The sequence below is a fragment of the Amycolatopsis iheyensis genome (genome assembly GCF_024703995.1).
Lineage (GTDB): Bacteria > Actinomycetota > Actinomycetes > Mycobacteriales > Pseudonocardiaceae > Amycolatopsis > Amycolatopsis iheyensis.
In genome coordinates this window covers 107,876-129,624 of sequence record NZ_JAMXQV010000001.1, presented here as the reverse complement: position 1 = coordinate 129,624, position 21,749 = coordinate 107,876, and the positions used below count along the sequence as shown (strand labels likewise).

Annotated in this window: 23 protein-coding genes; 6 read left to right on the top strand and 17 right to left on the bottom strand. The window is 70.2% G+C overall.

Annotated elements, in window-relative coordinates:
* Positions 1 to 148 precede the first annotated feature (148 nt).
* Complete coding sequence (locus M8542_RS00715) at positions 149 to 739, top strand: nitroreductase family protein (protein ID WP_257917986.1); 591 nt, start codon at positions 149 to 151, stop codon at positions 737 to 739.
* Positions 740 to 809: 70 nt separating this feature from the next.
* Here the strand turns inward: M8542_RS00715 and M8542_RS00710 are convergent, their stop codons facing one another.
* On the bottom strand, positions 810 to 1,190 hold the full coding sequence (locus M8542_RS00710) for a hypothetical protein (RefSeq protein ID WP_257917985.1): 381 nt from the start codon (positions 1,188 to 1,190) through the stop codon (positions 810 to 812).
* Positions 1,191 to 1,408: 218 nt separating this feature from the next.
* Between M8542_RS00710 and leuA the strand changes: the two genes are divergently transcribed.
* Together leuA and M8542_RS00700 are read left to right on the top strand one after the other, a co-directional pair.
* The gene (gene leuA, locus M8542_RS00705) at positions 1,409 to 3,169 is read left to right on the top strand and encodes a 2-isopropylmalate synthase (protein WP_257917984.1); all 1,761 of its coding nucleotides are present in this window, start codon (positions 1,409 to 1,411) and stop codon (positions 3,167 to 3,169) included.
* A gap of 80 nt (positions 3,170 to 3,249) precedes the next feature.
* Complete coding sequence (locus M8542_RS00700; protein ID WP_257917983.1) at positions 3,250 to 3,801, top strand: DedA family protein; 552 nt, start codon at positions 3,250 to 3,252, stop codon at positions 3,799 to 3,801.
* Here M8542_RS00700 and M8542_RS00695 read toward each other — a convergent pair.
* Positions 3,788 to 4,393 carry a peroxiredoxin-like family protein gene (locus tag M8542_RS00695; protein WP_257917982.1) on the bottom strand — a complete coding sequence of 202 codons (606 nt, stop codon included), beginning with the start codon at positions 4,391 to 4,393 and terminating at the stop codon, positions 3,788 to 3,790. The genes M8542_RS00700 and M8542_RS00695 overlap by 14 nt on opposite strands.
* A 59-nt stretch (positions 4,394 to 4,452) precedes the next feature.
* Between M8542_RS00695 and M8542_RS00690 the strand changes: the two genes are divergently transcribed.
* On the top strand, positions 4,453 to 5,055 hold the full coding sequence (locus tag M8542_RS00690; RefSeq protein WP_257917981.1) for a TetR/AcrR family transcriptional regulator: 603 nt from the start codon (positions 4,453 to 4,455) through the stop codon (positions 5,053 to 5,055).
* 32 nt (positions 5,056 to 5,087) lie between these two features.
* On the opposite strand, the gene M8542_RS00685 is transcribed toward M8542_RS00690, so the two are convergent.
* A complete protein-coding gene (locus M8542_RS00685; RefSeq protein ID WP_257917980.1) occupies positions 5,088 to 5,996 on the bottom strand; it encodes a LysR family transcriptional regulator in 909 nt (302 codons plus the stop codon).
* Between the two features lie 86 nt (positions 5,997 to 6,082).
* On the opposite strand from M8542_RS00685, the gene M8542_RS00680 reads away from it, so the two are divergent.
* Positions 6,083 to 6,991, top strand: coding sequence for an EamA family transporter (locus M8542_RS00680; protein WP_257917979.1), 909 nt, complete (start codon positions 6,083 to 6,085; stop codon positions 6,989 to 6,991).
* Here the strand turns inward: M8542_RS00680 and M8542_RS00675 are convergent.
* From M8542_RS00675 to M8542_RS00660, 4 genes are all read right to left on the bottom strand, one after another.
* Positions 6,988 to 7,635, bottom strand: a complete 648-nt coding sequence (locus tag M8542_RS00675) for a DedA family protein (protein ID WP_257917978.1) — start codon at positions 7,633 to 7,635, stop codon at positions 6,988 to 6,990. The two genes, M8542_RS00680 and M8542_RS00675, sit on opposite strands and share 4 nt — an antisense overlap.
* A 107-nt stretch (positions 7,636 to 7,742) precedes the next feature.
* Complete coding sequence (locus M8542_RS00670) at positions 7,743 to 8,384, bottom strand: SDR family oxidoreductase (protein WP_257917977.1); 642 nt, start codon at positions 8,382 to 8,384, stop codon at positions 7,743 to 7,745.
* 62 nt (positions 8,385 to 8,446) lie between these two features.
* Positions 8,447 to 9,619, bottom strand: a complete 1,173-nt coding sequence (locus M8542_RS00665; protein ID WP_257917976.1) for an RNA polymerase sigma factor — start codon at positions 9,617 to 9,619, stop codon at positions 8,447 to 8,449.
* Complete coding sequence (locus M8542_RS00660) at positions 9,616 to 9,978, bottom strand: YciI family protein (protein ID WP_257917975.1); 363 nt, start codon at positions 9,976 to 9,978, stop codon at positions 9,616 to 9,618. The genes M8542_RS00665 and M8542_RS00660 overlap by 4 nt, the downstream gene beginning before the upstream one ends.
* 81 nt (positions 9,979 to 10,059) lie before the next feature.
* Between M8542_RS00660 and M8542_RS00655 the strand changes: the two genes are divergently transcribed.
* A complete protein-coding gene (locus M8542_RS00655) occupies positions 10,060 to 10,482 on the top strand; it encodes a YybH family protein (protein ID WP_257917974.1) in 423 nt (140 codons plus the stop codon).
* 46 nt (positions 10,483 to 10,528) lie between these two features.
* Here M8542_RS00655 and M8542_RS00650 read toward each other — a convergent pair whose 3' ends face one another.
* The 10 genes from M8542_RS00650 to M8542_RS00605 form a co-directional block, all read right to left on the bottom strand.
* Positions 10,529 to 11,641: an ABC transporter ATP-binding protein gene (locus M8542_RS00650; RefSeq protein ID WP_257917973.1), complete on the bottom strand. Its 1,113-nt coding sequence runs from the start codon at positions 11,639 to 11,641 to the stop codon at positions 10,529 to 10,531.
* Positions 11,638 to 12,633 carry an ABC transporter ATP-binding protein gene (locus tag M8542_RS00645; RefSeq protein WP_257917972.1) on the bottom strand — a complete coding sequence of 332 codons (996 nt, stop codon included), beginning with the start codon at positions 12,631 to 12,633 and terminating at the stop codon, positions 11,638 to 11,640. The genes M8542_RS00650 and M8542_RS00645 overlap by 4 nt, the downstream gene beginning before the upstream one ends.
* A 7-nt stretch (positions 12,634 to 12,640) precedes the next feature.
* On the bottom strand, positions 12,641 to 13,570 hold the full coding sequence (locus M8542_RS00640; protein WP_257917971.1) for an ABC transporter permease: 930 nt from the start codon (positions 13,568 to 13,570) through the stop codon (positions 12,641 to 12,643).
* Positions 13,567 to 14,568, bottom strand: coding sequence for an ABC transporter permease (locus tag M8542_RS00635; RefSeq protein ID WP_257917970.1), 1,002 nt, complete (start codon positions 14,566 to 14,568; stop codon positions 13,567 to 13,569). Before M8542_RS00635 ends, M8542_RS00640 begins: the two co-directional genes overlap by 4 nt.
* An 87-nt stretch (positions 14,569 to 14,655) precedes the next feature.
* Positions 14,656 to 16,326, bottom strand: coding sequence for an ABC transporter substrate-binding protein (locus M8542_RS00630; RefSeq protein WP_257917969.1), 1,671 nt, complete (start codon positions 16,324 to 16,326; stop codon positions 14,656 to 14,658).
* 328 nt (positions 16,327 to 16,654) lie between these two features.
* Positions 16,655 to 17,191: a uridine kinase family protein gene (locus M8542_RS00625; RefSeq protein WP_257917968.1), complete on the bottom strand. Its 537-nt coding sequence runs from the start codon at positions 17,189 to 17,191 to the stop codon at positions 16,655 to 16,657.
* Between the two features lie 4 nt (positions 17,192 to 17,195).
* Positions 17,196 to 17,630 carry a DUF2304 domain-containing protein gene (locus M8542_RS00620; RefSeq protein ID WP_257917967.1) on the bottom strand — a complete coding sequence of 145 codons (435 nt, stop codon included), beginning with the start codon at positions 17,628 to 17,630 and terminating at the stop codon, positions 17,196 to 17,198.
* A 12-nt stretch (positions 17,631 to 17,642) separates the two neighbouring features.
* Positions 17,643 to 18,344, bottom strand: coding sequence for a glycosyltransferase family 2 protein (locus M8542_RS00615; RefSeq protein ID WP_372508466.1), 702 nt, complete (start codon positions 18,342 to 18,344; stop codon positions 17,643 to 17,645).
* 59 nt (positions 18,345 to 18,403) lie between these two features.
* Complete coding sequence (locus tag M8542_RS00610; RefSeq protein ID WP_257917965.1) at positions 18,404 to 20,383, bottom strand: DUF6541 family protein; 1,980 nt, start codon at positions 20,381 to 20,383, stop codon at positions 18,404 to 18,406.
* A gap of 61 nt (positions 20,384 to 20,444) precedes the next feature.
* Positions 20,445 to 21,749, bottom strand: coding sequence for a polysaccharide biosynthesis protein (locus tag M8542_RS00605; RefSeq protein ID WP_257917964.1), 1,305 nt, complete (start codon positions 21,747 to 21,749; stop codon positions 20,445 to 20,447).

Genomic DNA, 21,749 nt, shown 5'->3' with positions numbered 1-21,749 from the left:
CCGGGGTGGCAGCGGCCCGCCACCCTCTTGACGTGGGCCGGACTCCTTCCGCGGGCGGTTCGGAAGTAAATCTTCCGTAACACCAACGAAATGCGCGAAGCCCTTCCTCCCGAGTGATGCAGCGCACGCCCTGGGTACGGTGGCGATCATGCGGAAACCAGCTGTGACGAGCGTCCCGATCGCCTCGGTGCTGGCGGAGCGGTGGAGCCCGCGGGCCCTGGACCCGGCGGCCACGGTCACCCCGGACCAGGTCCGGGCCCTGCTGGAGGCGGCCCGCTGGGCCCCGTCGTTCGGCAACACCCAGCCGGCGCGCTACCTGGTCGGGCTGCGCGGGACGCCGTCGTTCGACGCGATCCTGGCAACGTTGAACGACGGCAACCAGGCGTGGGCGCACCGGGCCGGGCTGCTGCTGATCGGCGTGATGGTGACGACGAACGCGAAGGGGGACGTGCCCTACGCCGAGTACGGGCTGGGGCTGGCTTCGGAGAACCTGGTGCTGCAGGCGGTGGAGCTGGGGCTGGTGGCCCACCAGATGGCGGGCTTCTCGGCCGACGCGGTCCGCGCTTCGTTCGGCCTTCCGGACGACGCCGTGCCGAAGGTGGCCATCGCGGTCGGCTCGCCGGGTGACCCGGAGGTTCTCGAGGAGGACTGGCGGGTGGAGCGCGAGAAGGCCGAGCGGGTGCGGGTGCCGCTGGCGGAGTTCGCGTTCACCGGCGAGTGGGGCAAGCCGGCGCTGTGACACCCATCGACCCGTAACTCGCGCTTCCCGGCGGAACTCGCGTGATCAGAGCCGGTACTCGCGAGTCGCGTCAGGAAGCGCCGCCCACCCGGCGGATGACCTTGGCCAGGATCCCGGACACCACGAGCCAGAAGACCGCCGCGATGCCGTAGTTCACCAGCACCCGCAGCTTCTCGTCACTCGGTGTGAACAGGTCGCTGAAGCCCAGCGCCAGCCCGTCGGCCCAGGACTTCACGAACGAGACGATGCCGTTGTCCGGGTTGGCCGAGCCTACCGTGAAGATCACGTGGATCACCAGGAACGCCGCGAAGATCAGCCCCACCCAGCGGACGACCGACGCCACGATCGACGCCACCCGGCCGCTCGCGCCGCGCCAGTCGACCGGCGCCCGGCGGGAGACCTTGGTCTCTTCCGACGACGAAGAAGACGAAGACTCCGCGTGCTCACCCATGGTCGAAGTTTCGCACGGCGACCGCCCAATTGCTACCCACAGGTAACACCCGGCCGGGGACTCCCCGCTTCCCTCACGGAGCGTTCCCTGGTTATGGTGGGGTCGTGGCGCGTGCTCTCCTGCTTCGCTGCCGCGACGGGGCCTGACCGGACCGGCTCCCCGTCGCGGGGCTTCGTGGTGCCGGTCGCACCCGTCTAGCTGGAGAACCCCGAATTCGCATGAGCAAGATTCGCAAGCCTTCGCGTACCGCGCCCGCTGACCAGCCCGTTTGGAACACCCAGCGCGGCACGTCCATGCCGGTGCACCGCTACCGCCCCTGGTACGATGTCGTCGAGAACATCGACCTGCCCGACCGCACCTGGCCCGCCAAGCGCATCGACCGCGCGCCGCTGTGGTGCGCCGTCGACCTGCGGGACGGCAACCAGGCCCTGATCGACCCGATGTCGCCCGCGCGCAAGCGGAAGTTCTTCGACCTGCTCGTCCGCATGGGCTACAAGGAGATCGAAGTAGGCTTCCCGGCCGCGAGCCAGACCGACTTCGACTTCGTCCGCGAGATCATCGACGAAGGCGCCATCCCCGACGACGTCAGCATCCAGGTGCTGACCCAGTGCCGTCCCGAGCTGATCGAGCGCACCTTCAAGTCGCTCGAAGGCGCGCCGCGGGCGATCGTCCACATCTACAACTCGACGTCGATCCTGCAGCGCCGCGTGGTCTTCCGCGAAGAGCGCGAGGGCATCAAGAAGATCGCGACGCAGGCCGCGGAAATGGTCGTCGAGCTGGCCGCGAAGCAGCCCGACACCGACTTCCGCTTCCAGTACTCGCCGGAGTCCTACACCGGCACCGAGCTGTCCTACGCGCTCGAGGTCTGCAACGCCGTCACCGAGATCTGGCAGCCGACGCCGGAGAAGCCGGTCATCCTGAACCTGCCGGCGACCGTCGAGATGGCGACGCCGAACGTCTACGCCGACTCGATCGAGTGGATGAGCCGCAACCTGGCCCGCCGCGACTCGGTGATCCTGTCGCTGCACCCGCACAACGACCGCGGCACCGGCATCGCCGCCGCCGAGCTGGGCTTCCAGGCCGGCGCGGACCGGATCGAGGGCTGCCTGTTCGGCAACGGCGAGCGCACCGGCAACGTCGACCTGGTCGCGCTGGGCATGAACCTCTACAGCCAGGGCGTCGACCCGCAGATCGACTTCTCGGACATGGACGAGATCAAGCGGACCGTCGAGTACTGCAACCAGCTGCCGGTGCCCGAGCGCTCGCCGTGGGGCGGCGACCTGGTGTTCACCGCCTTCTCGGGCAGCCACCAGGACGCGATCAACAAGGGCCTGGACGCGCTGAAGGACGCCGCCGACAAGCAGGGCGTCCCGATCGACGAGTACCCGTGGGAGGTCCCGTACCTGCCGATCGACCCGAAGGACGTCGGCCGCACGTACGAGGCCGTGATCCGGGTGAACTCGCAGTCCGGCAAGGGCGGCGTCGCCTACATCATGAAGGCCGAGCACCAGCTCGACCTGCCGCGGCGCCTGCAGATCGAGTTCTCGAAGGTCATCCAGCGCTACACCGACTCCGAGGGTGGCGAGGTCGACCCGACCACGATGTACAACGCCTTCTCGGCCGAGTACCTGGAGCTGAAGACGCCGCTGGAGCTGGTCCGCCAGCACGTCCAGGACAACGGGGACGGCGAGTACGACATCACCGCGACCGTCCGCGTCGAAGGCGACGAGCACGAGGTCACTGGCCGCGGCAACGGCCCGATCGCGGCGTTCTTCGACGCGCTGTCGACCGTCGGCTTCGACCTGCGCCTGCTGGACTACTCCGAGCACACGCTCTCCCCGGGCGACGACGCGCGCGCCGCGTCCTACATCGAGTGCGCGATCTCCGACCGGGTGTTCTGGGGCATCGGCATCGACCCGTCGATCGTGACGGCGTCGCTGCGCGCGGTCGTCTCGGCGGTGAACCGCGCCAACCGCTGAACCTGTGGGCCGCCTGTCGGGTTCCTGTGAGTCCCCGGTGATCGGGACTCATCGGCACCCGGCAGGCGGTTAATGGAGGTGTGGACGCGACTACGGCGGGACTGCTGGTGCTGTTCGTCGTCTCGCTCGTGCCCCTGCTGCCCACCGAGGTGACGCTCCTCGGGATGGGCGTCGCGGCGGCGCAGGGCGGGACTTCGCTGGCGCTGGTGATCGCCGTGTCGAGTGCCGGGTGCCTGGTCTCGGACCAGGCGCTCTACGCCCTCGGCCGGTTCGGTGGCCGGGCGGCGCTGGACCGGCTGAGCCGGCGGAAGAAGATCTCCGCCGGCATCGGCTGGCTCGACGGGCGGCTGCAGCGCCACCCCCGGCCGGTGCTGGTGGTGGCCCGCTGGCTGCCGTCCGGCGGGACCGTCGGCGCCCTGCTCGCCGGGTCCCTGCGGTGGCCGATGGCGGAGTTCTTCACCGCGTCGGCCGTGGGCGTCACGCTCTGGACGTCCTACGTGGCCTTCCTCGGCTACGCGGGCGGCCAGCTCATCACCGAACCCGGGATCAGCATGCTGCTCTCCCTCGGCGTCGCCCTGATCCTGGGTTCGGTGATCACCTTCGGCGTGAAGCGGTCGGCTAGAGCGCTTTGAGAATGTCCGCCGGCTCGGTCCGCGTGACGAAGTCCGGGTGGACGTCGACGAACCGCAGCGCCCGGTCCTGATCCACCACGACGACCGCCGGGTGGACCAGCTCCCACGTGCCGTTGACCTGCTCGAGGTCCGTGCCCAGAGTCTGCATGGCTTCGCGCACGGGCGCGGAAACCGGATAGCTCAGGCCGAGTCCGCGGGCGACGGTGCTGCCGACGTCCGACAGCACCGGGAACTCCAGGTCCGGGAGGGGGCCGTCCGGCTTCTGCGGGCTGATCGCGGCGAGGGTCGCGTTCCTCGCCGTCAGCTCGGGCAGGAGCTCCTGCTGGTAGGTGCGCAGGGTCAGGTTGCAGTACGGGCACCACTGGCCGCGGTAGAACACGAGCACCGCCGGCCCGGCCGCGACGAGGTCGCCCAAGCTCACCGGCACCCCGTCGGCACCCGGCAGCGTGAAGTCCTCGATCCGGGCTCCCACCTGGGCGAACTTCGTCCCGGTGGCGCGGCGCCGGTCTGCTTCGAGCACTTCGAAGATCTCCGGCGGCAGGGCGCCGCGGAGGTGGTCGTTCACCCCGGTCAGGGCAGCTTCGAGCGTCATGGATCCCCCAAACTCGTTGTACTGATCGGTACAGTGGCTCGAACTGTACTATTCAGTACATGGAGACGCAAGCGGCTTCGACCCCGCGCGGCAAGCGGACCCGCGAGGCGATCGTCGACGCGGCGGCCGCGCTGATGTACGTCGACGGCGTCGCGGGCACGAGCGTCGACAAGGTGCTCGCCGCGAGCGGGGCCGGGAAATCGCAGATGTACCACTACTTCAAGAACAAGGAACAGCTGGTCGAGGCCGTGATCGACCGCTACCTCGAGCAGATCCTCGGCAACCAGCCCGCGATCTTCGACCTGACCTCCTGGGCCGACCTCGAGACGTGGACCGAGCAGCTGCTGGACGTCCACCGCCGGGCGGGCGGCCCGATCGCCTGCCCGCTGGGCAACCTCGCCGGCGAGGTGGGGGACAACCCGAAGCTGGCGCCGCTGGTCGACCAGGCCTACCGGACGTGGGAGTCGCACCTGGTGCGTGGCCTGAAAACCTTGCAGGACAAGGGAGAGCTGGCCGCGGACGCCGACCCGGCGCGGCTGGCGCAGGCCGCGATGACGTCTGTCCAAGGTGGACTGCTGCTGGCCCACATCCGGCACGACCTCACGGCACTGGAGGACGCGCTGGGCATCGCCCTCACCTACCTGCGCGGCTTCCGCTCGTGAGTGGTTAGGGCGGTTAGAACCGCCCTAACCACTCACGAGGCGGTGAGCTGGGCGACCTCCGCGCGCAGCTCGTCGATCACCTTGGCGACGGCCGGGCGCTGCAGCGCCCCCGTCCGGCAGACCGCCTCCACCAGCCGCGCGGCGCGGATGCCCGCCAGCGGCCGGCTGACCAGGCCGCTGCCCCGGCGCGTGTCGATCGTGTAGCGCGGGACCAGCGCGATCCCGTGGCCGGCCGCGACCAGGCGCTCGGTGATCCGGAAGTCGTTGATCCGCTGGACCACCACCGGCCGCACGCCGGTGCGGACGGTCAGCGAGCGCAGCACGTCGTCCACCGGGAAGCCGTGGTCGACGCCGATCCAGCGTTCGTCGGCCAGCTCCGCCAGGTCCACGCGCCGCTTGGCCGCCAGCCGGTGCCCGACCGGCAGCGCGACGTCGAGCGGCTCGCGCAGCAGCGGCACGACGTCGAGGCGGTCGTGGTCGAACTCGGGCGCGTGCTCGTCGCGGTGCGCGACGACGACGTCGTAGTCGGCGACCAGGCCGGGCACTTCCGGTGGCGTCATGTCGACGTCCCGGACGTCGACCTGCAGGCCGTCGTACCCGGCCACCCGGGTCAGCAGGCCCGGCAGCAGCATCAGCCCGGCCGACTGGAAGATCGCGATCCGCACCCGGCCGCGCGGCGCGCTGCGGTAGGTGTCGAGCTCGGACTCGGCGCGATCGAGGGCGGCGAGCACCTCATCGGCCCGGGCGACGAGCGCACGCCCGGCGTCGGTGAGCCGCAGCCCCCGCCCGGCGGGCTCGGTGAGCGGCAGGCCGACTTCACCCTGCAAGGCACGCAGCTGCTGCGAAACGGCGGACGGCGTGCAGTGCAGTGCCCGCGCGGCGGCGGTCACGCTCCCGCGGTCGGCGAACTCCCGCAGCGTGCGCAGGCGGCCCAGGTCCATGCGGCCAGCATATGTGAAGCACGGCTACAAGGTCCCTGCAGTTATTCTCGCTGGTCCTTCACGGTCGCCGACGTCAGAGTGGAGGCATGCCCGCTCGTGACCGCCTGCTCGCCGTGCTCGTCGCCGTCCTCTGGGGCCTGAACTTCCTCGCCATCCACGCCACGCTCGGCCAGTTCCCCCCGGTGTTCGCGGGCGCGCTGCGGTTCGCCGTGATCGCCGTGCCGACGATCCTGTTCGTGCCGTGGCCGAAGGTGAAGGTGCGGCACCTGCTCGGCTACGGCCTCGGTTTCGGCACCGGGCAGTTCGCGTTCCTGTTCATCGCGATGGACACCGGGATGCCGACCGGGCTCGCGTCGCTGGTGCTGCAGGCGTCGGCGCCGTTCACGGTGCTGCTCGGCGCCGTCTTCCTGCGTGAACGCGTCACTCGGCACCAGCTGGCCGGCATCGCGCTGGCCGTCGCCGGCATGGCCGCGATCGCGTGGCAGCAGTCCGGGCACGCCGCGCTGCTGCCGGTGATCCTGACCCTGCTGGCCGCGCTGAGCTGGGCGTTCGGCAACCTCAGCACGCGCAAGGCCGAGCCGGACAACCCGCTGCACTTCACGCTGTGGATGTCGGTCGTGCCGCCGCTGCCGATGTTCGCGCTGTCGCTGGTCATGGAGGGCCCGGCCGCGCAGTGGCACTCGCTGACGACGCTGGGCACCCCGACCGGGCTGACCGCGCTCGGCGGCTTGGCCTACGTCGTGCTGATCGGCACCGTCGTCGGATCCGGCGTGTGGACGACGTTGATGCGGCGCAACCCGGCCGGCGTCGTCTCGCCGTTTTCGCTGCTGGTGCCGGTGGTCGGGCTGACGGCGTCGTTCCTGTTCCTCGGCGAGCGGCCGACCACGCTGGAGATCGTCGCGGCGCTGGTCGTGATCGGCGGCGTGCTGCTCGGGTCGCTGCGGACCACGCGCAAGCCCGAGCCGGAGCTGCTGCCCGAGGAAGTGCCGGTCTAGGCCGCGTTCTCTTCCTGCTTCGGCGTCTCTTCTTCGCTTTCGTGCTTCTTGCCGAGGCGCTTCTTCATCACGAAGAAGACCACGACGCCGAGCACGATCGCGGCGACCAGGCCGTACTTGGAGAAGTTGCCGAGCCACTCTTCGGCGACGACCCCGAGGTAGTAGACGAGCGCGGTGGTGCCGCCCGCCCAGACGATGCCGCCCGCCGCGTTCGCCAGCAGGAACTTCGGGTAGTGCATGCGCAGCGACCCGGCGAGCGGGCCGGCGAGGATCCGCAGGAAGGCGATGAAGCGGCCGAGGAAGACGGCCCACACGCCGCGTTTGTCGAAGATCCGTTCCGCGTTGGCGAGGTGCGTCGGACCGAAATGCTTCGGGAATTTCCGGCCGGCCCACGCGAACAACCGCTGCCCGCCGGTCTTCCCGATCAGATAACCGATGCTGTCGCCGATGATGGCGCCGGCACTGGCCAGGACGCCGATCCACAACGGATTCAGCGTGTCGTGCTGCGACGCCAGCAAGGCCGCGCTGACCAGCACGATCTCGCCGGGCAAGGGAATGCCGAGGCTCTCGATCATGATCACCGCGCCGACGATCAGGTAGACCGAGAGCGGCGGGATCGCCTGCAGCCATTGGTCGACGTGCACTGCCCGTACCCCCTGCTGTTTCGGAATCCGCTTTCCGCAGAGTACCGGGGCCGGTGCGCCCGGGGCGGCCTACTCAGGTATTGCCCCGGGTACGACTTAAGTCGGGGTCAGTCCAGGACGGCGAGGGCGGGCGCAACCGGGAAATCCCCGGAAACGACGTCGAAACCGCGGTTTTCGGTGAGCGGTTCGGCGAGCACCCCGACCAGCACGGCGGCGACGTCCGCGCGGGCGATCCGCCCGGGTTCGAGGTGCCTGGCGGCCTTGACGCGGCCGGTGCCGGGCTCGTCGGTGAGCGTCCCGGGCCGGACGATGGTCCAGGTCAGGGCGGATTTCCGGAGGACGCTGTCGGAGACCTGCTTGGCGAACAGGATCGACCGCACGAGCCGGTCCCCCTGATCGGGTGAGTCGGCGAACTGCGCGGAAAGCTGGACGAACCGGGGCACACCGGCTTTTTCGGCGGCGCGGATGGCGGTGATGCCGCCGTCCCGGTCGACGAGGTTGACGGACTCGGGCTCGGGATCCGGCGCACCGATCGTGTTGACGACGACGTCGGAGTTCTTGAAGGCCTCGACGAGGTCGTCCGGGTCGGCGGTGACATCGGCGACGACGGGCCGCACATCGAGGCCCTGGAGGACTTCGGCCCGTTTCCGGCTCCGCAGCCCAGCGCGAACGGTGTGCCCCCGCGCGGCGAGCATGCGGACGACGTGGATCCCGGTTCTGCCTGTCGCTCCCAGCACGGTGACCTGCATGCCGTTGATCCTCCCGCAGGTTGGGCGTCAGCGCTCCACAGAGTTGTCCACAGGGTTCATCCTCATGTGGACAACTGCTGCGCCCGGGCCTGCAGATAGCTCTGCTCCGGCAGGCTCAACGTCCGCGCCGCCGCGACCAGATAAGCCTCCCGGGCCCCGGCGGAGTCCCCCGAAAGCTCGAGCAGGTGCGCCCGGACCGCGGCCACCCGATGGTGTGATGCCAACGCCGGATCCACCGCGGCCAGCTCAGCCAGCCCCGCCGCGGCCCCGTGGACCTGCGCGAACGCCACCACCCGGTTCAGCGTCACCATCGGCCCGGGCGCCACGACCCGCAACAGGTCGTACAACGTGAGGATCTGGACCCAGTCCGTCTCCGCCGCCGAAGCCGCCTCGTCGTGGACCGCCGCGATCGCCGCCTGCAGCTGGTACGGCCCCACCGGTGCGGCCGCGAGCGACGAAGTGATCAGCGAGACCCCCTCCGCGATGAGCTCCGCGTGCCACAGCGACCGGTCCTGCTCGGCCAGCGGCACCAGCGCCCCGGACGAAGAGACCCGCGCCGGCCGGCGGGCCTCCGTCAGCAGCATCAACGCCAGCAGCCCCGCGACCTCACCGTCCGAAGGCAGCGACGCGCGGAGCTGCCGCACCAAGCGAATCGCTTCAGTCGTCAGCTCGACGCGGTTCAGCGCCGACCCCGAGCTGGCCGTGTGGCCCTCCGTGAAGATCAGGTACAGCACCTGCTGCACCGCCGCCGGCGAGTCCGGCGGCACGAACCGCTCGCCCCGCAGCGAACGCTTCGCCCGGCTGATGCGCTGGCCGATCGTCGCCTCCGGGACGAGGAACGCGCGGGCGATCTCCGCCGTCGTCAGGCCGCCCACCGCGCGCAGTGTCAAAGCCACCTGCGAAGGCCGCGAAAGCGACGGGTGGCAGCACAACCCCAGCAACGTCAGCGTGTCGTCCACTGCGGAGACCGGCGTCGCGTCCGGCGGCTCCATGGACGCCACCAACTCCTCACGCCGTTGCCGCGCGGTGTCGCTGCGCAGCTGCTCGATGCGTCGCCGGGACGCCGTCGTGATCAGCCATCCCTTCGGGTTGTCCGGGAGGCCCGCCGGCCATTGCGTGGCCGCGGCCAGCAGGGCCTCCTGGACGGCGTCCTCGCAGGACTCGAAGTCGCCGTAGCGGCGGACGAGCGCCGCCAGGACCTGGGGCGCCAGCGACCGAAGGAGCTCCGGGTTCACAGCTCCGGCCCGTGCAGCCCCATCACCGGGCGCACCTCGACCGCGCCGAACGCCGCCTCCGGGATCCGGGCGGCGATCTCGAGCGCGCGGTCCTCGGTCTCGCAGTCGAGCAGGTAGAAGCCGGCGAGGAACTCCTTGGCCTCGGCGAACGGCCCGTCGGTGGTCAGCGACCCGGCGCTGATCCGCTTCGTCAGCTCCGGGAAGGCCAGCCGCTCCGACACGATCCGCTCGCCGGACGCGTCGAGGTCGTCGTTGAGCTGCTGGTAGTACGCCAGCCCCGCCGCGCGCTGCGCCTCGGTCATGCCCGCCCACGCCTGGCGCGACTCGGGGTTGCCGTAGATCAGGACCACGTATTTCACGAACGCCTCCCGCGGGATGTCGAAATCCGGATGGCGGCGCCTACGTCCCCTTCGAAAGACACCGCACCCCAGGAGGATGGCATGACCGAGCACCGGATTCGCGAAATCATGGCGGCGCGCGCGAAGGCGATGACCGCGCGGGACGCCGAGGCGCTGGCCGCGCAGTACGCGCCCGACGCCGTCGCGTTCACCCTGGCCCCGCCGCTGGTCCACCACGGCGAAGACGTCGCCGCGCGGGAGGCCTGGTTCGCCGGCTTCGACGGGCCCATCGAGTACTCGACGCGGGACCTCGCGATCACCGTCGGCGAGGACCTCGCGTACTGCCACGCGCTCACGCGGCTCTCGGCGACGCCGAAGGGGATGCCGGAGAAGTTCGAGCTGTGGTTCCGCTCCACGCTCGGCTTCCGGAAGGTCGACGGCGACTGGCGGATCACCCACGTCCACGACTCGACGCCGTTCCACATGGACGCCACGATGCGCGCCGCCGTCGATCTCAAGCCCTGAAAGAGGAATGGCCGGCCGGGAGAAGTCTCCCGGCCGGCCACCGCCCTCAGAGGATCTCGGCGGACGTGCCGACGTCCGGCGGGCCCAGGTCGGGGTTCAGCGCCCCGGTGAGCTCCACCAGCTCCGGCTTGACCTCGTGCGGCTGGATGCGCCCGTCGCGGATGTCCTCCGCGTAGTGGCACGCCACCCGGTGCCCGCTGCCGATCTCGCGCAGCTGCGGGCGGTCGGTGTCGCACAGGCTCTCCTGCCGCCACGGGCACCGCGTGTGGAAGCGGCAGCCCGACGGCGGGTTGGCCGGCGAGGGCAGGTCACCGGCGAGCAGGATCTGCTCGCGGGTGTCCTCGACCTGCGGGTCCGGCACCGGGATGGCCGACAGCAGCGCCCGTGTGTACGGGTGCAGCGGGTCCCGGTACAGCGAGTCCGCGTCGGTCTCCTCGACCAGCGCACCCAGGTACATCACGCCGATGCGGTCGGAGATGTGCCGCACCACCGCGAGGTCGTGCGCGATCACGACGTAGGTGAGCCCCAGCTGGTCCTGCAGGTCCTCCAGCAGGTTCACCACCTGGGCCTGCACCGAAACGTCCAATGCGGACACCGGCTCGTCGGCGACGATCAGGTCCGGCTCCACCGCCAGCGCCCGCGCGATGCCGATGCGCTGGCGCTGCCCGCCCGAGAACTCGTGCGGGTACTTCCGCAGCGACGTCTCCGGCAGGCCGACCGCGGCCAGCAGCTGCCGCAGCCGCCGCTGGGTGGCCTCCTTGTCCTTGTCGAGGCCGTGCGCGTGCATGCCCTCGAGCAGGATGGACTCGACCGACTGGCGCGGGTCCAGGCTGGACATCGGGTCCTGGAAGATCATCTGCATCCGGCGCCGGGCCTTCCGCAGCTCTTCTCCCTTGAGCTTCGCGACGTCGGTGCCGTCGAACTTCACCGAACCGGACGTCGGCTCGTTGAGCCGCAGGATCGCCCGGCCCAGCGTGGACTTGCCGCAGCCGGACTCGCCCACCAGGCCGTAGGTCTCCCCGCGGCGGATGGCCAGGTCGACGCCGTCGACCGCGAACACGTGCCCGACCGTCCGGTCGATCACGACGCCGCTCTTGATCGGGAAGTGCACCTTGAGGTCGTCGACCTCGAGCAGCACGTCACCAGCGGGACGGGTCATCGGGCTCCTCCTCCCGCCGCGACCGTCGGCCGCACGGGGTTGTGACAACGCAGCAGGGTGCCCTGCTCGGGCACCAGCTGCGGCTGGACCTCGCGGCAGACCTGCAGCGCGTTGGGACAGCGCGGCGCGAACGCGCAGCCGCCGTGCCACGGGATGTTGTCGGCCACCGATCCCCTGATGGGGACCAGCTTCTCGCCGCGGCCCGCGTCGAGCCGCGGGATCGAAGCGAGCAGGCCGTGGGTGTACGGGTGCCGCGGCTCGGCGAAGAGCTGGTGCCGCTGCGCCCGCTCGACGATCTTGCCGCCGTAGAGCACGTTGACCTCGTCGCAGAGCCCCGCGACGACACCGAGGTCGTGCGTGATCATGATCAGCGCGGTGCCGGTGTCCTGCACCAGTTCCCGCAGCAGCGCCAGGATCTGCGCCTGGATGGTGACGTCCAGGGCCGTGGTCGGCTCGTCGGCGATGAGCAGCCGCGGCCGGCACGCCAGCGCGATCGCGATCAGCGCGCGCTGCCGCATCCCGCCGGAAAGCTGGTGCGGGTACTCGGAAAGCCGCCGCGACGGGTCGGGGATGCCGACCTTGTCGAGCAGGTCCGTCGCTTCGACGGACGCCGCCTTGCGCGCCATGCCGCGGTGGCGCTCCAGCACCTCGGTGATCTGCAGCCCGATCGGGATGACCGGGTTCAGCGAGGACAGCGGGTCCTGGAACACCATGCCGAGGTCACGGCCCCGGCGGTCGCGCATGTCCTTGTCGGACAGCTTGAGCAGGTCGGTGCCTTCGAAGCGCACCGAGCCGCTGACCTTGTTGCCGCGCCGGGCCAGCAACCGCATGATCGCCAGCGACGTCACGGACTTGCCGCAGCCGGACTCGCCGACCAGGCCGACCGTCTGGCCGGGCTCGACGTCGAAGCTGACGCCGTCGACCGCGGTGAACGGCCGTTCGCCGCGGCGCACGAAGTCGACCGTGAGATCACGGACTTCAAGGAGTGCCATCAGGACCTCACCGCCTGTTCTTCGGGTCGAGGGCTTCACGCAGGGACTCGCCGAGCAGCGTGAACCCGAGTGCCACCACGATGATCGCGATCGCCGGGTAGTACGCGAGCTCGGGGCGGATGTCGAGGAACTGGCGCGAGGCCTTGCCCAGCATCAGTCCCCACTCCGCCCGCGACGGGTCCGGGTCGCCCAGGCCGAGGAACGACAGCGCCGCGGCCTCCAGGATCGACGTCGCCAGGGTCAGCGTCGCCTGCACGATGACCGGGCCGAGCGAGTTCGGCAGCATGTGCCGGAACACGATCGTCCCGCGTTTCACGCCCAGGGACGTCGCCGCCAGCACGTGGTCGGCGTCCCGCTGGACGAGCATGGACCCGCGCAGCAGCCGGGCGAAGATCGGCACGCCGACCATCGACACGGCCAGGATGACCGTCCACTGGCTCGGCTTCGCGAACAGCGCCGCGATCGAGATGGCCAGCAGCAGCGACGGGAACGACAGCATGACGTCGACGAGTCGCATGAGGACGGTGTCGACCCAGCCGCCGAAGGCACCCGCGACGCCACCGATGATGACGCCGATGAGCACGCCGATCACCGTGGCCAGCACGCCGACGAGCAGCGTCTGCTGGGCGCCGACGATGAGCCGGGACAGGAAGTCGCGGCCGAAGTCGTCGACACCGAGCGGGTAACCGGGCATCGCACCGGGGATGATGCCCCGGCCCAGCTGGACCTGGTCCTGCAACGCGCGGTCGAGCGGGTCCTTGGGGGCCAGCAGCGGCGCGAAGATCGCCAGGAGCAGGAACAGCCCGGTGATGACGCCACCGGTGATCGCGACCGGGCTGCGCAGCATGCGGCGGAACGCTTCCCCGCCGAGGCTGCGCCCGCTCGCCGCGGCGAGCTTGTCGATCGGTTCCTTCTTCTTGTTCAGCAGAGTGTTCATCGCACACGCACCCTCGGGTCGATGATCCCGTACGAGATGTCGACCAGCATGTTCACCAGCACGTACACCACGGCCCCGAACAGCAGGAGCGCCTGCAACCGGGGGTAGTCACGCCGTTCGATGCCTTCGGCCAGCAGGAAACCGAGACCGCGGAAGTTGAACACCCGCTCGGTCAGCACCGCGCCGCCGAGCAGCGCGCCGGTCTGCAGGCCGATGGTGGTGACCACCGGCAGCAGGCCGTTGCGCAGGACGTGCCGGGTGCGGACCACCTGCTGGGTCAGGCCCTTGGAGTTGGCCGTGCGGATGAAGTCCTCGTTGAGGACGTCGAGCACTGACGCGCGGGTGATCCGGGTGATCACCGCGAGCGGGATGGTGGCGAGCGCGAACGCGGGCAGGATCAGGTGCTTGATCGCGTCCCAGACGGCGTCCCACTCACCCGTCATGATGCCGTCGAGGATCGCGAAGTTCGTGATCGCCGTGGCGTCGAGGCCCGCGGCTTGGCGGCCCTGCGACGGCAGGCCCAGCGGCGCGGCCAGGATGTCCTGCATCATGTAGCCGAGGAAGAACACCGGCACCGCGACACCGATCAGGCTGAGCACGATGACACCGTTGTCAACGGCTCCGCCGCGGTAGCGCGCGGAGAGGTAGCCGGCCGGGATGCCGATGATGATCGCGATGATCATCGCGCTCAGGCCGAGCTCGATGGTCGCCGGCAGGAACGTGATGATCTCGCCCATGACGGGCTGGGTCGACACCAGCGAGTTGCCGAAGTCGCCGGTGAACGCCCGGCCGAGGAACCCGAAGTACTGCACGATGATCGGCTGGTCGAGGCCGAGGATGTGGTTGAGGTCGGCGACCTTCTCCGGCGTGGCCTTGTCCCCCAGCAGCGCTGCGGCGGGACCACCGGGCAGAGACCGGAGCCAGGCGAAGATCAGGATGGACAGGATGAAGAGCGTCGGGATCGCTTGTAGCAACCGACGCACGAGGAAACGAAGCACTTGCAGTCCTTTGGTGCCAGCCCGGGATCAGGCGCAGGGGGTGGGTGCGGTAGCACCCACCCCCTGCCTTTGGCTGAGAGCCTTCGATCAGCTCACGGTCACGGTGTTGAAACGCTCGTCGGTGAGCGGGCTCGCCACCAGACCCTTGACCTTCGGGCCGACCACGATGGCCGGCGTCGGGTACGCGATCGGGATCGCCGGGAGGTACTCCATGATCTGCTTGTTCACGTCCTGGTACGCCTTGGCGTGCGCGTCGCCGGCGGGCGAAGCGTCGGCGGCGGCCAGAGCCTGGAACAGCTGCGGGTTGTTGAAGCCGAATTCCTTCTTCTCACGGCCGAAGAACGTGCCGACGAAGTTGCCGGCGTCGTTGTAGTCACCGGTCCAGCCGAGCAGGTGGAGGTCCTGCTTACCGGCCTTCTGCACGTCGTCCTTGTAGCCACCGTTCCACGGCTCGGCGTGCGTCTCGATCTTGATGCCGATGTTCTTCAGGTCCTCGGAGATCGCCGTGAAGGTGTCCGCCGGGTTCGGCATGTACGGCCGGGTGACCTCGGTCGGGTAGTAGAACTTCAGGGTGAGGTTCTCCGCGCCGGCTTCCTTGAGGAGCTGCTTGGCCTTCTCCGGGTCGTACGGGTACTTGGTGACGTCGTCGGTGTAGCCCGAGATGACCTTGGGCACGAACTCGGTCGCGACCTCGGAACCCTCGGCCAGCTTCGACTTCACGAACTGCTCGCGGTTGACGCCGTAGGCCAGCGCCTGGCGGACCTTGACGTCCTGGAGCTTCGGGTTGTTGGCCTGGTTGATGCCCAGGTACAGCACGTTGAACGACGGGCGGATGAGGACCTGCTCGCCGTCGTTGCGCAGCAGGCCGTAGTCCGCCGGGTTCGGGTAGTCGTAGCCGTTGATGTCGCCGGCCTTGAGCGCCTGCTTGCGGGCGTTCTCGTCCGGGATGACCTTGAAGATCAGCTTGTCGAGCTTCGCCGGCGTCGGGCTGGTGTCGTTCTTGACCAGGGTGATCTCACCCTTGGCCTGGTCCCAGCTCTCGAACTTGAACGGGCCGGTGCCGACCGGGAACTTGTTCGCGTACTCGCTGTAGGTGAACGAGTCGCCGCTCTGGGTGACCTGGTCGGCGTTGTGCGCCTTGAGCGCCGCCGGGCTCTGGATGGCGAACGACGGCAGCGTGAACGCCGACGGGAACGCGCCCTTGGCCTTGTTGAGGTTCAGGACCGCGGTCGTCGGGTCCTTCGCCTCGCAGCTCTTGTAGACCGGCGAGCCGGTGGCGTCGCCCTCGTTCTTGGCGAAGCCCTCGAAGACGTCGCCGTAGTAGATCATCTGGCTCTGGGCGGCGGCGCCCTTCATGTTGAACCAGCGGTCGAAGTTGAAGCAGACCGCGGTGGCGTCCATCGGGGTGCCGTCGGAGAACTTCACGCCGGACTTGAGGGTGAACGTCCAGGTCTTGCCGTCGTTGCTCGGGTCCCACTTCTCGGCGAGGGACGGCTCGAGGTCGGCGGTGCCCGGCTTGTTCTGGATCAGCGTGTCGTAGATCTGCCGCGTGATCCGGAAGGTTTCGCCCTCGTCGTTGAACGCCGGGTCGAACATCTTCGGGTTGCCGGCCGCGCCGAAGATCATCGTGCCTCCGGAACCACCCCCGGCGCCCTCGTCACGCTTGGATTCCGCACAGGCGGACAGCGAAACCGCGAGCGCGCCGGCGAGCCCGATCAGGGCCACGCGGCGTGTTCGGGTCAGCCGCAATTGCTGCATCTGGCACCCCTTGGGAGATGTTCGGGTTCTAAGTCACCGTCCGGTCGGTCAGGAATCCGACGGACGATCGGTGTGCCCGCCGACACTAGCGGGAACTCGGCCCGCACTTAAGTACGTGAGGTTACGATCGCGCTACGTGGGCACCGATTTGACCGCAATGTGTCCGTAAATCACGACAGAATGTGACCATTTGTGGCGTACCACTCCGCTTGGTGCCGGATCCATGACTCAAATGGCGGTACCAACGTTGGGCCACTAGTGTTGGCCGCCCCTTGGGGACTTGATCGATCCATGGGGTCACTCTCACGGAGGGTGACCGCTCGGTTCCCTACGAAAGTCGGGTGCCGGCGGCCTCGGGGGTGCCGTCCACGGCGAACCAGCCGCGCTCGAACCGTTGCCAGCGGCTCAGTTCCGCCCTGGCCGTCTCGCCGTCCCGCGCCACCGACCGGGTCAGCCGTTCGGCCTCGGTGCCGCCGGAGACCCAGCAGAGGTGGGAAAGCAGGGGTCTTGCCGAAGTCCGGCCGCTCGAGACGCCCTCCAGCACCAGGACGTCGGGCACGGGCACCCGGACCACGACGCCGGGCCGCGGCGCCCCGGTGGACCAGTCCATTCGCCGGTAGGCGCCGTCGCGGCCGGCCGCCAGGGGCTCCAGGACGCCTTCGACGAGCTTCGGCCACCACGCGACCGGGTCGTCCCACGTCGCGAAGGCGTCGGTGCTGACCAGCTCGGTGCGGCACCCGCGGGCCCGCAGCCCGGCCACGATCCGGGCGGCGTGCGTGGACTTCCCCGCGCCCGACGGGCCGTCGACGGCCAGCAGCCGCACCGCACCCAGCCGGGCGGGGGCGGCCAGCAGCGTGTCGATCAAGCCGTCACTTGCTGACGCGCTCGACCTCGGGCAGCCCTTTGACGTCGTCCGGCGCCGACGTCCGCTTCTCCAGCTCGGCGATCCGGCGCTCCAGCTCGCGCCGGGTGTCCTCGAGCTCGCAGCGCAGCAACGCGGTCTCCTCGACCGACGTGCGCACCTCTTCTTCCAGGTGCCCGACCTCGGTGGACAGGTGCAGCGACACCAGGGCCAGCACGACGCCGGCCAGGAGGAAGACGAAGTTCGACGGCGTCTGGACGCCGGTGTGCGTGGCCAGGAAGTCGGCCGCCTGCGGCAGCACCGCGAGGACGACGACGCCGACCGCGACGACGAGCCACACGCCCGCGTACTTCTCCCGCAGCTTGCGCCGCCGCATCATCTCGAGGACGACGAACAGCACGACACAGGCGACAACGAGGCTGAGGATGCGCCAACCCTGCATTTCTGCTTCCCCTTACGCCGAGTCGGACGAGTCGACCGCGGGCCGGCGGCGCACGAGCGCCAGCAGCAGCGCGAGCCCGGCCCGGCCCAGGTAGACGGCCGACTTGACGGGTGAGTGGCTGGGCGTGCCGCCCGCGCGCTCCCGCATGACGACCGGGATCTCCTTGATGGTCAGCTTGGCCCGGATGGCCATCACCAGGGACTCCACGGTGTCCCCGAGGTACTCCGCCGGGTAGTAACCGGCGAACAACCGGATCGCCCGCGGGCCCATCGCCTTGAACCCCGACGTGACGTCGGTGAGCTTGGTCTTCCCCAGCCGCGAGAACACGAGCGAGAGCGCGACCATCGCGTACTTGCGCGGCCCGCTCGCCTTGTAGGAGCCCTTGCCCGCGAACCGCGAGCCGATCACGATGTCCGCGTCGTCGAGGCCGCGCAGCAGCGCGTCGAGCTCTTCGGGGTCGTGCTGACCGTCCGCGTCCACCTGCACGACGACGTCGTAGCCGCGGGCGGCGGCGTAGCGGAAGCCGGTGCGCATCGCCCCGCCGACCCCGAGGTTCACCGCGAGGCGCGCCACCTCGGCGCCGGCCGCGCGGGCGAGCTTGGCGGTGTCGTCGACCGAGCCGTCGTCGACGACCAGCAGATCGCCGCCCGGCAGAGCACGTTTCACCTGCTCGATGACCGAAGCGACGCTCGCGGACTCGTTCAACGCGGGCATCACGATGAGCACGCGGCGGCTGGTCACGGAGGTGCTGGACACGCGATCACTCTAGCCTTTCACTGGCCGTCACCGGCCGCGGACCCGATCGCCGCACCGGAGGTGACGACGCCCTGCTGGCCCTCGATCTCGTAGACGGACGCGCCGGGGTTGCGGAAGACGAGCTTGAAGCCGGTGCCCGATTCGAGGTGGTCGAGACCGACGCCGCTCTTCGTGTCCTTGGTGACCATGCCCTTGCCGACGAACACGTACCGGACCTTGAGGTCGGTGAGCAGCTCGCGCACGTGCGGGTACTTGTCGATGTCGTTGAGGTACACGCTGAGGTAGCCGGCCGGGGTGTCCGGCTCGGCGCCGTAGAAGGTCCATTCGACCGGCTGGACGCCGTCGAGCGCGTACATCCAGACCGAGCCGTCGGCCTTGCCGTTCATGACGTGCTCACCGGGCGCGGTGTGCGCAGCGAGCCAGCTGAACGCCTCGCGCTCGTCGTTGCTGACCGTGGGCCCGCCGCTGTAGTTGAGCTGCAGCCGGGCGGCGTTGCGGCCGACGTACCCGCCGCGGCTCAGGCCGCCGACCACGACGACCAGCAGCACGACGCCGACCGCGGTGAGCGTCGCCGGCGCGACGTTCGGCAGCCGGCCGCCGGCCTTGCGCGCGAACCAGCGGGCCGCGGTGTCGGTGAACTCGCCGAACGCGACCGCGCCGGCCAGCGGCAGGAGCGCGCCGATCCGGTAGTGGTCGTTGTAGAAGACGCCGGTGAGCGTGTGGATGAGCGGCGACTCGATCGACACCGTGAACATGAACAGCACGCCGAGCACGACGTAGGCGCCGACCATCCACAGCATCCGGCGGTGCCGCACCAGCAGGCCGATGCCGATCAGCGCGGGCACGCCGATCCACCACTGCGGGAAGGCGGCCATCGGCGAGAAGGTGAGGGTCTCGCCGAGCCCGCCGCTCACCGTCGCCTCCGACGCCCAGAACGCGCTCGTCACGCCACCGGCGTTGTACAGCGAGGGCAGGGCGAGCGGCAGCCCGCAGACCACGGCCAGCACGATCGTCGCGACGAGCGAGGGCGCCGACCGGCGCCAGTCGATCCGCTCGAGCCGGAACAGCACGGCGAGCAGGATCAGCAGGAAGTACACGACGACGACGAACGCGACGCTGGTGTGCAGCCCGATCAGGCCGGCGACGCCGAGGCCGATCGCGACCGGGCCGGCGATCCCGCGCGGCTCCAGCAGCAGGCGGGCCAGCGCGAGCGCGGCCGGGATCATCGCCACCCCGGCGACGTAGGGCCACAGCGGGCCGCGCCAGAGCGAGTCGTACGGGAAGGTGGTGAACGACGCCGACACCGCGGCGGCCGCGGCGACCGCGAGCGGCGGCATCCGCCAGACGTGGCACAGCGCCGCGACGCCGATGGGCACGCACAGGACCACCGTGAGCGCCGCCATGTTCAGCGTCGGCATCATCGCCAGGCCGGCCTTGTCGAAGACCAGCGCGAGCAGGGCGTGGTAGGTGTCCGGGTAGAAGTAGTTCGTCTGGTTCGGCAGGTTCGCGATGGTGCCGACCGTCGAGGGTCGGGCGTCGCCGTGCTCGGCGATCCAGCGCACGAGGTTGGCGTGGAAGGGTGCGTCCCAGCCCTGCTGGACCTGGTTCAGGCCGCGGGCGCCGCGCAGGAACGTGACGACGCCGACCAGGCTGCCGGCCGCGACGCCGGCGCCGATCAGCAGGTGCTGGCGCAGCGTGCGGGGCGGCGCGGCCGCGGCGGCGTCCTTCTCGGCCCAGTCCGGGTGCCGCCGGGCGGTGAACCGCTGGACGAGGTGGGCGAGCCCGAAGCCGACCGCGGACAGCACGAGCGTCCAGAGGGCGACGTCGAGGGTGGTCCAGCGGATGCCGAGGCCGCCGAGCACCGGTACGCCCAGGCTGACGATGCCGAAGGTCAGCAGCGGCGCGACCGCGGCGAGCAGCCAGCCGCGCAGCCGCACCGCCGCCCCGAAGACGAGGCCCGGCAGCCAGAAGGCGAGCACGACCAGAAGTACGTTCATGGTATTCCGCTGTCCAACCTCACCGGCGCCGCGCGCCGACCTGTCCCGGGTCCGGCCGGGGTCACCCTACTGGGACGTCCGAAGCGGGCTGCACGTTGCCCGGCCGTCGCAACACGAACATCAACACCACGAGCAGCCCCAGCGTGGGGCCACCGGCCAGGCCGGCGACCGCCTTGAGGATCGGGTCACCGGGCACGAGCAGCAGCGTCGCCGCGGTGGCGACCGCGACCACGGCCCAGGTGAGGAGCACCTTGTTCGCCTCTTTGCGGGCCACGAGCACGGCCGTCATCAGCTGCAACGCCGTGAGCAGCACCGCACCCCACACCATCCACGCCACCCACCAGCCCTGGGCGACGAAGTCCGCACCGTAGAGCAGCGAGACCAGCCACGGCCCGATCAGCCAGCCGACCAGCGCGCCGACCACACCGAGCACGACCGTGCCGAGCGCGCCGGCCGCGAGCAGCTTGCGCAGCCGGTGCTGCCCCTCTTCGGTGCCCGAGAGCCGCACGACCGTCGGCACGGCGAGCGCCTGCAGCGGCGAGAGCAGCAGCAGCGGCACCCGCGACACGGTGAGCGTCGCGAACAGGACGCCGACGTCGGCCACGGACCCGCCCGGCGCGAGCAGGCTCACCATCGCCGGGTAGCCGGTGATGACGCTCGCGGTCAGCGCCGCGCCGGTCAGCAGCACGAGGATCCGGGCGGTCACCGGGCCCCAGCCCTCGCCGTCGGCGTGCGGGTCGACCAGGCCGGTGACCGGCTTGACGAACAGCAGCCAGGCGAACGAGCCGGTGGCGGCCGCGATCGCGAAGGACGTCACGCCGGTGAGCCCGGCGGCGGCGATCCCGAGCAGCACGACCACCCGGACCGCGGCTTCGGCGACGACCAGGCCCGAGTACGGCTTGATCCGCTGCTGCCCGACGAGCAGGCCGCGCGCGGCGAACTGGCAGGCGAACGAGATCGCCCCGCACAGCACGATGACGCCCAGCGTCGTGTTGCCGCCGTAGAGCCGGTCCGACAGCACCGGCACGGCCATCGTCAGCGCCGCGACCACGGCGACGGTCACCGCGCCGACGGTCAGCGCGCGCAGCGCGGGCTTGCCGGCCCTGCCGCCGTCGAGCGCGGCGACCGCGGACTGGCGGGACAGCTCCTGCTCGAGCGGCGACAGCGCGCTGCCGAGGCCCATCAGGATGCCCCAGAACGAGAGGTAGACCTTGCTGTTCTCCGGCCCGAGCCAGCGGGTCGCGACCAGCGTCAGCACGTAGCCCAGCGCGATCGCGACGAGCAGCGAGACGCCGATCTTCCCGGCCGACCGCCCGGTTTCCTTCGCCAGGCTGCGCCCGTCCGCCTCGCCGGACTCGTGGGTCAT

Coding starts and splice junctions, on each gene's coding strand:
- M8542_RS00610 (WP_257917965.1), bottom strand. CDS start 20,383: ATGAACGTACTTCTGGTCGTGCTCGCCTTCTGGCTGCCGGGCCTCGTC.
- M8542_RS00650 (WP_257917973.1), bottom strand. CDS start 11,641: ATGACCCGTCCCGCTGGTGACGTGCTGCTCGAGGTCGACGACCTCAAG.
- M8542_RS00640 (WP_257917971.1), bottom strand. CDS start 13,570: ATGAACACTCTGCTGAACAAGAAGAAGGAACCGATCGACAAGCTCGCC.
- M8542_RS00620 (WP_257917967.1), bottom strand. CDS start 17,630: ATGCAGGGTTGGCGCATCCTCAGCCTCGTTGTCGCCTGTGTCGTGCTG.
- M8542_RS00680 (WP_257917979.1), top strand. CDS start 6,083: ATGCCCGCTCGTGACCGCCTGCTCGCCGTGCTCGTCGCCGTCCTCTGG.
- M8542_RS00605 (WP_257917964.1), bottom strand. CDS start 21,749: ATGACCCACGAGTCCGGCGAGGCGGACGGGCGCAGCCTGGCGAAGGAA.
- M8542_RS00710 (WP_257917985.1), bottom strand. CDS start 1,190: ATGGGTGAGCACGCGGAGTCTTCGTCTTCTTCGTCGTCGGAAGAGACC.
- M8542_RS00630 (WP_257917969.1), bottom strand. CDS start 16,326: ATGCAGCAATTGCGGCTGACCCGAACACGCCGCGTGGCCCTGATCGGG.
- M8542_RS00690 (WP_257917981.1), top strand. CDS start 4,453: ATGGAGACGCAAGCGGCTTCGACCCCGCGCGGCAAGCGGACCCGCGAG.
- M8542_RS00655 (WP_257917974.1), top strand. CDS start 10,060: ATGACCGAGCACCGGATTCGCGAAATCATGGCGGCGCGCGCGAAGGCG.
- M8542_RS00685 (WP_257917980.1), bottom strand. CDS start 5,996: ATGGACCTGGGCCGCCTGCGCACGCTGCGGGAGTTCGCCGACCGCGGG.
- M8542_RS00695 (WP_257917982.1), bottom strand. CDS start 4,393: ATGACGCTCGAAGCTGCCCTGACCGGGGTGAACGACCACCTCCGCGGC.
- leuA (WP_257917984.1), top strand. CDS start 1,409: ATGAGCAAGATTCGCAAGCCTTCGCGTACCGCGCCCGCTGACCAGCCC.
- M8542_RS00670 (WP_257917977.1), bottom strand. CDS start 8,384: ATGCAGGTCACCGTGCTGGGAGCGACAGGCAGAACCGGGATCCACGTC.
- M8542_RS00715 (WP_257917986.1), top strand. CDS start 149: ATGCGGAAACCAGCTGTGACGAGCGTCCCGATCGCCTCGGTGCTGGCG.
- M8542_RS00615 (WP_372508466.1), bottom strand. CDS start 18,344: ATGCCCGCGTTGAACGAGTCCGCGAGCGTCGCTTCGGTCATCGAGCAG.
- M8542_RS00645 (WP_257917972.1), bottom strand. CDS start 12,633: ATGGCACTCCTTGAAGTCCGTGATCTCACGGTCGACTTCGTGCGCCGC.